Consider the following 6,489-nt stretch of genomic DNA (forward strand, 5'->3'; position numbering starts at 1 on the left):
AGGCGCTGATCGCCGCCAAGCACCAGAGCTTCCTCGACATCATCCTGATCTTCAATGCCGTCCCGGCAGGCAAGTTCATCATGAAGCGCGAGCTGATGTTCGCCCCTTTCCTCGGCCAGTATGCGTTGCGGATCGGCTGCGTCCCGGTGGACCGCGGCAAGCGGGGTGCGGCCATCGCCCGGATGAAGGCCGACGTGGCCGCGGGCGCGGCGGAACCGGGACAGCTGATCATCTACCCGCAAGGCACGCGCGTCGCCCCCGGCGCGACGAAATCCTACAAGGTCGGCACCGGGCTGCTTTACGAACAGCTCGCCCAGCCCTGCTATCCTGTCGCCGCCAATGTGGGGGTGTTCTGGCCCAAGCGCGGCATCCTGCGCAAACCCGGCCTTGCGGTGGTGGAGTTCCTTGCCCCCATCGCACCCGGCCTGCCGGTGGCCGAGTTCATGACGCGCCTCGAATCCGAGGTCGAAACCCATTCCAACCGCCTGATGGCCGAGGCCGGGTTCAAGGGCTGATGGGCAGCCGGGCCGAAAGCCTTGCCCATATGCTCGACTGCCTGTCAGAGCTGCCGCTGACGCACTGCCGGATGATGGGGGAATATGTCCTTTATCTCGACGGCAAGGTGGTGGCGGTCATCGCCGACGACCGGCTGTGGCTGAAGCCCACGCCGGGCGGGCTAGCCTGCCTTTCCGACTGCCCGCGCGAGGCGCCCTTTCCCGGCGGAAAGGACTGGATTTCGGCCGACAGCCTGCTGGACGAGCCCGACCGCCTGGTCCCCGCGCTGCGCGCCATTGCGGCCGATCTGCCAGCGCCGAAGCCGAAAGCACGGAAGTCAAAACCCTAGATCAGGCCTTCCTTGCGGAACAGCGCCTTGAGGTCGGTCTCGGGGCGCGCGCCGAAATGGCTGATCACCTCGGCCGCGGCGACGCAGCCCATGCGACCGGCAGTCGAAAGCGGCTGCCCGGTTGCGAGACCGTAGAGAAAGCCGGCGGCGAACTGGTCGCCCGCGCCGGTGGCATCCACCGGGACGACACGGCGGACGGGGACGATGGCCTGCTCCTCGCCCCGGACGACGATCACGTCATGGCCCGACCGGGTGCAGACGACCAGCCCGGCATCCTCCGCCGCCTGTCCCAGCGCGGCGGAAAGGTCGGTCTGGTACAGCGAGGACCATTCGTGTTCGTTGCCGATCACATAGTCGAGGCTTTTCACCAGCCGCCGGAAATCGCCCCGGTGCCGGTCGACGCAGAACGGATCGGAAAGCGCGATACCGGCCTTGCCGCCCGCCTTGTGGCAGAGATCGACCGCCCGCTCGAAGGCCTGCTTGCCCTTGGGCTTGTCGTAAAGGTAGCCCTCCAGAAACAGGATATCGGCGCTGCCCGCCACGCTGTCGGACACGTCGTCCGGGCCAAGCTCCGAGGAGATGCCGAGATAGGTGTTCATCGACCGCTCCCCGTCCGGCGAGACGAAGATCATCGAGCGCGAGGTCGGCAACTCGCCCCCCGGCACCGGCGGGTTGACGAAATCGGTTCCCTCCTGCGCCATGGTCTGGGCGTAGAAGCGGCCCAGCGCATCGTCATGCACACGCCCGATGAAGGCGGTGGTCAGCCCAAGACTGCCCAGCCCCGCCAGCGTGTTCGCCACCGATCCGCCCGGCGCCTGCTGGCGGTTGGTCATCGCGCCATACAGAAGCTCGCCCCGTTCCCGCTCCACCAGTTGCATGATGCCCTTCTGGATGCCCATCAGGTCGAGGAAACTGTCGTCGGCGGTGGAAAACACATCGACGATGGCATTGCCGATGCCGACGACCTGGTAGGACTTCATGCGGTCTTCTCCGGGTAAAGGCACCAGTCCCGGATCGGGCAGATGCCGCATTTGGGTTTGCGCGCGACGCAGATATACCGGCCATGCAGGATAAGCCAGTGATGCGCATGGCCCTGATATTCCACCGGCACATTGTCCTCGATGGCACGTTCGACCGCCACCTCGTCGCGGCCGGGGCAGATGCCGGTGCGGTTGCCGACGCGGAAGATATGCGTGTCCACCGCCTGCGCCGGGTGGTGGAACCACATGTTCAGCACCACATTCGCGGTCTTGCGCCCCACCCCCGGCAGGGATTGCAGCGCCGCGCGGGAGGACGGAACCTCGCCGCCGAAATTCTCGATCAAGAGGCGCGAGAGCCGGATGACGTTCTTCGCCTTGTTGCGGTAAAGGCCGATGGTGCGGATATGCTCGATCAGGCCTTCCTCACCCAGCGCCAGCATCTTTTCCGGCGTGTCGGCAATCTGGAAAAGCTTGCGGGTGGCCTTGTTCACCCCCGCGTCGGTGGCCTGGGCCGACAGCGCCACCGCCACCAGCAGGGTGAAGGCGTTGACATGTTCCAACTCGCCCTTCGGGTGGGGCTCGGCCTCGGCGAAGCGGGCGAAGATCAGTTTCAGCGTGGCATAGGGAAGCTGCGGGGTCATCCGGCCTTTGCAGCACGAAAGGCGCCCCGCGACAAGCCGCAGGAAACGGGTCGCGAACCTGGGGCACGCCGATTAGGTTGGGCACAAGGAGACAGCCATGACCGACCTTTCCCCCGCCTACCATTACCAGGTGATCACCCGCGCGCTTGAGGTGATCGACGCCGAGGGTCCCGCGCTGACGCTGGAGGCGCTGGCGCAGCGGATGACGATGAGCCCGGCGCATTTCCAGCGGGTGTTCAGCCAATGGGTCGGCGTCAGCCCGAAGCGCTATCAGCAATACCTGACGCTGGGCCATGCCCGCTGCCTGCTCGCCGAACGGCACACCATGCTGGGCACCGCGCTCGCGACCGGGCTGTCGGGGACGGGGCGCCTGCACGACCTGTTCCTGACCTGGGAGGCGATGTCTCCCGGCGACTATGCAAGGGGCGGCGCCGGGCTGGAGATCCGCTGGGGCTGGTTCGAAAGCCCCTTCGGCCCGGCGCTGGTGATGGCGACCGACAAGGGCATCTGCGGCATGGGTTTCGCCGACGAGATCGGCGCGGAAGCGGCGCTTGCAGACCTGACCGGCCGCTGGCCCAAGGCCACCTACATCGAGGACCCGGCGGCCCTGCGCCCCCTCGTCGACGCCGCGATGGGCGGAGAGGCCGCCAGCCTGCACCTGATCGGCGCCCCCTTCCAGATCAAGGTCTGGGAGGCGCTGCTCGCCATCCCCTCGGGCCATGTCACCACCTATGCCGACATCGCCGGGGCCATCGGCCACCCTACGGCGCACCGGGCGGTGGGGACGGCAGTCGGGCGGAACCCGATCAGCTTCCTGATCCCCTGCCACCGGGCCTTGCGCCGCGACGGGGGCCTGGGCGGCTATCACTGGGGCCTGCCCCGCAAGCGCGCCATGCTCGCCTGGGAGGCCGCTCGCACAGAAGTGTAATGCGCGGAACCCTGCCGAAGCCTTCGGGAACCCGCAACCTCTCGACGGCGTTCATGTATTGTGGCACGGGTCTGGAGACAGGCCCGGGAACGGGCGAATGCGAGGCGAGAGCAACATGATGATGAAGACCCAACTGATCCTGGCGGCGACGGGGACCCTCCTCTTGACCGCTTGCGTCGATCCCAATGCCTATCCTAACGACCCGAACGCGCGGCAGCGCAACGGTGCGATCATCGGCGGCCTGACCGGTGCCGTCGCGGGGGCCGCGGTATCCTCGGACAGCGACCGCCTCAAGGGCGCAATCATCGGCGGCGCGCTGGGTGCGGGCACCGGCGCGATCATCGGTGCTGACCTCGACCGTCAGGCGGCCGAACTGCGCGGCTCGCTCAGCTCGAACATCTCGGTCACCAACACCGGTGACTATCTGATCGTGAACATGCCGCAGGACGTTCTTTTCGCGACCGACAGCGCCACGGTCCGGCCGGACCTGCGCCGCGACCTGAACACGGTGGCCTCGAGCCTGCTGAAATATCCGAACAGCCGGATCGAGGTGATCGGCCACACCGACAACACCGGCAGCGCAGCATACAACCAGGATCTGTCGCAACGCCGCGCGGTGTCGGTGGCCAGCGTGCTTCGCGAAAGCGGTGTGCCCAGCGGGCGGATCGCGGCCTATGGCCGGGGCGAAGACCAGCCCGTCGCGTCGAACCTGACGGCGGAAGGCCGCGCGAAGAACCGTCGGGTCGAGATCATCATCCGCCCGGTCAAGTAATCGGCTAGTCGGCGTAAATTCCGGAACGGGGCCAGCTTCGGCTGGCCCTTTTTCGTTGTGATCCCTGCCAGATCGGTCATATTTCCAGACCAATAGCGGGGTCTGCCATGCCGTTCCTGAAAGTCACGCCGGAGAAGCTGTCACATTCCGTCGTCCGCCAGATCGAACAGCTGATCCTGCGCGGCATCCTGCGCCCCGGCGAGCGGCTGCCGTCCGAACGCGACCTCGCCGACAAGCTGGGCGTCTCGCGCCCCTCGCTGCGCGATGCCATCGCCGACCTGGCCGACCGCGGGCTTCTGGTCAGCCGGGCAAGCTCGGGCATCTTCGTGGCGGAAGTGCTGGGCTCGGCCTTCTCTCCTGCGCTGACCCAGCTCTTCTCCACCCATGACGAGGCGGTCTTCGACTACATCAGCTTCCGCCGCGACATCGAGGGGCTGGCGGCGGAACGCGCCGCGACCTTCGGATCGGAAACCGACCTGAAGCTGATCGCCACGATCTTCGGCAAGATGGAATTGGCGCATCAGAAGCGCGACCCCTCGGACGAGGCGGAGCTGGACGCGGAATTCCACATGGCGATCATCGAGGCGAGCCACAACGTGATCATGCTGCACATGCTGCGCTCGATGTTCGAGCTGCTGCGGCAGGGGGTCTTCTACAACCGGCAGGTCATGTTCAGGAACCGGATGACGCGGGACCAGCTTCTTGACCAGCACCGGGCGATCAACGCGGCGATCCAGGCACGCGATCCGGCGGCGGCGCGGGCGGCGGTGGCGGCGCATATGGCCTATGTGGAACAGGCCTTCCACGACCAGATGCGCGCCGAAAAGCACGAATCCATCGCCCGGCAGCGGCTGGAGCAGGAGACCAGCCGCTAGCCCTTCAGCGGCAGGTGCAGCTCGGTGATCAGGTCTTCCGGCGCGGTGTCCATCGGTGTGTTGAGGTAGACCTCGAAGGACGGCGTGTCGGCCGGCTCCTCGCCCGACTGCGGCAGCCAGAGGCCGAACAGCTCGTCATAGGCGGCGGGCAGTCCGGCATAGGGGCCCTTGTAGGTCAGCACGGCCTGCCGTCCACCGGGCAGCGTGACCCCCTCAAGCGGCGCGGACAGATCGGCCTGACCCTTGATCTCGAACCCCGCATGGCTGCGCAGGTCGGGCTCGGCCACCGACTGCGGGTCGTCGTAGAAGACCGCGATCATGCGGCCCGCCGATTGGAACAGGTCGCGGCTGGCCATCACGGCGGACAGCTTCTGAAAGGCCCGCGAGATCTCGTGATAGGCGCCCTTGTGCGGCAGGGCAGCCAGCCGGATCGAGGGTTCGGTGCGGATGGTGACGGGGTGCATGGGATCTCTCCTTGGTGGGACATGGCGGACAAAGGGGCGCAGCTCGCCCCGCTTGCGGAAGGCAGTGGGCGACATCAGGAAAGCTTCCGCAAAGCAGCGGTTGAAGCTGGAGAGATTCTCCATCCCGACCGAGGCGGCGATGGCGGCCAGCGGCTGGTCGGTCATCGCCAGCAGATAGGACGCTCGCTGCATCCGGATCCGGCGCACGGCCTGGGCCAGGGTCTCGCCGGTCATCGCGCGGAACACGCGATGCCAGTGGAACCGGCTCATCGCCGCGACATCGGACAGCGCGTCCAGCGACAGGTCCCCGGCGGGGTTGTCGTGGATGTGGTCGAGGACCCGCAAGAGCCGCTTTTCGTTCGCATTCGTCATGATGCCGTTCCTTCCGCCCCGGCACCCTTGCACGACCCCGCCGCACAAATCTTGCCGAGTTGCATCAGGCCCTGCCCGCGGGCATATAGAGGCGGTCCCGAAAAGGAAGCGCCATGCAATACCTCGAGTTTGAAAAGCCGCTCGCCGATATCGAAGGCAAGGCGGAAGAACTTCGCGCCATGGCGAAGACCGGCGGCGGCGTGGATATGTCCAAGGAAGCCGAGGCGCTGGACCGCAAGGCGGATGCGGCGCTGCGCGATCTCTACAAGAACCTGACGGCCTGGCAGAAGTGCCAGGTGGCGCGTCACCCCGACCGGCCGCATTGCCAGGACTATATCGACCGGCTCTTCACCGAATACACCGCACTGGCGGGCGACCGGGCCTTTGCCGACGATCATGCGGTGATGGGGGGCCTTGCGCGGTTCAACGACCAGCCGGTGATGGTGATCGGGCACGAGAAGGGCAACGACACCAAAAGCCGCATCCAGCGCAACTTTGGCATGGCACGGCCCGAGGGGTACAGGAAGGCGATCCGGCTGATGGACCTGGCGGACCGCTTCCGCCTGCCGGTGATCACCCTGATCGACACCGCCGGGGCCTATCCCGGCAAGGG

The 6,489-nt window shown here is 66.7% G+C and carries 9 protein-coding genes; 6 read left to right on the top strand and 3 right to left on the bottom strand.

Features of this window, described 5'->3' with window-relative positions; genetic code table 11:
* Together V7Q39_RS18345 and V7Q39_RS18350 are read left to right on the top strand one after the other, a co-directional pair.
* A partial coding sequence (locus V7Q39_RS18345; RefSeq protein WP_333818054.1) for a lysophospholipid acyltransferase family protein occupies positions 1-515 on the top strand: 515 nt, incomplete at its 5' end.
* Positions 515-844 (top strand): TfoX/Sxy family protein, encoded by a 330-nt coding sequence (locus V7Q39_RS18350; protein WP_333818055.1) that lies wholly within the window; start codon positions 515-517, stop codon positions 842-844. The genes V7Q39_RS18345 and V7Q39_RS18350, both read left to right, overlap by 1 nt.
* Here the strand turns inward: V7Q39_RS18350 and V7Q39_RS18355 are convergent.
* Positions 841-1,824 (bottom strand): adenosine kinase, encoded by a 984-nt coding sequence (locus V7Q39_RS18355; protein ID WP_333818056.1) that lies wholly within the window; start codon positions 1,822-1,824, stop codon positions 841-843. The genes V7Q39_RS18350 and V7Q39_RS18355 overlap by 4 nt on opposite strands.
* Positions 1,821-2,465 (bottom strand): endonuclease III, encoded by a 645-nt coding sequence (gene nth / locus V7Q39_RS18360; protein ID WP_333818057.1) that lies wholly within the window; start codon positions 2,463-2,465, stop codon positions 1,821-1,823. Before nth ends, V7Q39_RS18355 begins: the two co-directional genes overlap by 4 nt.
* Positions 2,466-2,562: 97 nt before the next feature.
* Here nth and V7Q39_RS18365 point away from each other — a divergent pair, with 97 nt between their 5' ends.
* The 3 genes from V7Q39_RS18365 (at position 2,563) to V7Q39_RS18375 (ending at position 5,040) form a co-directional block, all read left to right on the top strand.
* Entirely contained in the window at positions 2,563-3,393 is an 831-nt protein-coding gene (locus V7Q39_RS18365) for a methylated-DNA--[protein]-cysteine S-methyltransferase (RefSeq protein WP_333818058.1), read from the top strand.
* Positions 3,394-3,508: 115 nt separating this feature from the next.
* Complete coding sequence (locus V7Q39_RS18370) at positions 3,509-4,165, top strand: OmpA family protein (protein ID WP_443082545.1); 657 nt, start codon at positions 3,509-3,511, stop codon at positions 4,163-4,165.
* Between the two features lie 107 nt (positions 4,166-4,272).
* The gene (locus V7Q39_RS18375; protein WP_333818059.1) at positions 4,273-5,040 is read left to right on the top strand and encodes an FCD domain-containing protein; all 768 of its coding nucleotides are present in this window, start codon (positions 4,273-4,275) and stop codon (positions 5,038-5,040) included.
* Here the strand turns inward: V7Q39_RS18375 and V7Q39_RS18380 are convergent.
* Positions 5,037-5,876, bottom strand: a complete 840-nt coding sequence (locus tag V7Q39_RS18380; RefSeq protein WP_333818060.1) for an AraC family transcriptional regulator — start codon at positions 5,874-5,876, stop codon at positions 5,037-5,039. The two genes, V7Q39_RS18375 and V7Q39_RS18380, sit on opposite strands and share 4 nt — an antisense overlap.
* Before the next feature lie 113 nt (positions 5,877-5,989).
* Between V7Q39_RS18380 and V7Q39_RS18385 the strand changes: the two genes are divergently transcribed.
* The coding region (locus V7Q39_RS18385; RefSeq protein ID WP_333818061.1) for a carboxyl transferase domain-containing protein at positions 5,990-6,489 on the top strand (500 nt) is incomplete at its 3' end.

The organism is Tabrizicola sp., assembly GCF_036781545.1.
In the GTDB taxonomy this organism is placed as follows: Bacteria; Pseudomonadota; Alphaproteobacteria; order Rhodobacterales; family Rhodobacteraceae; genus Tabrizicola.

Excerpts from the sequence above, each read along its gene's own strand:
- V7Q39_RS18350 (WP_333818055.1), top strand. The coding sequence starts at position 515 with ATGGGCAGCCGGGCCGAAAGCCTTGCCCATATGCTCGACTGCCTGTCA.
- V7Q39_RS18355 (WP_333818056.1), bottom strand. The coding sequence starts at position 1,824 with ATGAAGTCCTACCAGGTCGTCGGCATCGGCAATGCCATCGTCGATGTG.
- nth (WP_333818057.1), bottom strand. The coding sequence starts at position 2,465 with ATGACCCCGCAGCTTCCCTATGCCACGCTGAAACTGATCTTCGCCCGC.
- V7Q39_RS18365 (WP_333818058.1), top strand. The coding sequence starts at position 2,563 with ATGACCGACCTTTCCCCCGCCTACCATTACCAGGTGATCACCCGCGCG.
- V7Q39_RS18370 (WP_443082545.1), top strand. The coding sequence starts at position 3,509 with ATGATGATGAAGACCCAACTGATCCTGGCGGCGACGGGGACCCTCCTC.
- V7Q39_RS18375 (WP_333818059.1), top strand. The coding sequence starts at position 4,273 with ATGCCGTTCCTGAAAGTCACGCCGGAGAAGCTGTCACATTCCGTCGTC.
- V7Q39_RS18380 (WP_333818060.1), bottom strand. The coding sequence starts at position 5,876 with ATGACGAATGCGAACGAAAAGCGGCTCTTGCGGGTCCTCGACCACATC.